Annotated in this window: 1 protein-coding gene; it reads left to right on the plus strand. The window is 69.5% G+C overall.

Going from position 1 to position 465, the window contains the following annotated elements; all coding sequences use genetic code 11:
- On the plus strand, nucleotides 1-465 hold a 465-nt coding region (locus QCZ28_RS34425), incomplete at both ends, for a transposase domain-containing protein (protein WP_279520526.1).

Below are 465 nucleotides of genomic sequence, written 5' to 3' on the forward strand. Positions count from 1 at the left end.
CGCAGTCACGGATACGGCTGCTCCCGGCCCGGGTCGTGGTCTACCTCGTTCTCGCCTCGGTCCTGTTCGGTGACGTGGGCTATCGGCAGGTGTGGTCCCGGCTGGTCTCCGGGCTGCCCGCGCCCCGGGTATCACCGTCGGCCAGCGCGTTGCGCCAGGCCCGGCAACGACTCGGGCCGGCACCGCTGCGGGTGTTGTTCGACCTGCTGCGTGGCCCGGCTGCCACCACCGCCGGGCAGACACGATGGCGAGGAATGCTGTTGACCGTGCTCGACGGGACCTTGCTGGTCGTCGCCGACTCGCCGGCCAACGCCGCCCGTTACACCAAACAACGCCTCCTCACCGGCGGCTGCTCCGGATACCCCCAGCTACGACTTAGTGCCCTGCTGACCTGCGGCACCCGCTCAGTGATTGATGCCGTCTTCAACCCAGTCAGCGTCGGTGAACTCGACCAGGCCCGCGCCC

Origin of the sequence: Micromonospora sp. DH14, from assembly GCF_029809455.1 — a bacterium.
Classification (GTDB): Bacteria; Actinomycetota; Actinomycetes; order Mycobacteriales; family Micromonosporaceae; genus Micromonospora; species Micromonospora parva.